This window comes from Methylobacterium sp. E-005, from assembly GCF_022829725.1.
Lineage (GTDB): Bacteria > Pseudomonadota > Alphaproteobacteria > Rhizobiales > Beijerinckiaceae > Methylobacterium.
Window position 1 is genome coordinate 1 of sequence record NZ_JAKSYG010000002.1, and the last position, 316, is coordinate 316.

1 protein-coding gene is annotated in these 316 nt (G+C 75.0%); it reads left to right on the forward strand.

Annotated elements, in window-relative coordinates:
* Positions 1-316, forward strand: a 316-nt coding sequence (locus MKK88_RS00005) for an amidase family protein (RefSeq protein WP_243996478.1), incomplete at both ends; no start/stop codon positions are given.

The following is a 316-nucleotide window of genomic DNA, read 5'->3' on the forward strand; positions in this document are numbered from 1 at the left end:
CCTCGGGCGGGGCCGGCGTCGCCGCCGCCCTGAACATGGGCGTGCTGCACGAGGGATCCGACGGGGCGGGCTCGATCCGGATCCCATCGTCGTTCTGCGGCGTCTTCGGCATCCAGCCGACCTTCGGCTGGCTGCCAACCGACGCGCGGACGCCGCTGCGGTACATGGCCCATCGCGGCCCGCTCACCCTGACGGTGGCGGAATCCGCCCTATTCCTGAACGCCGTCGCCGGCCCGTCTCCGGACGCGCTGTACGGCGACTGCCCGCGCCCCGTCCCCGACTGGACGGAGGCCGCCCGAGGCCGCCTCGCTGGCCC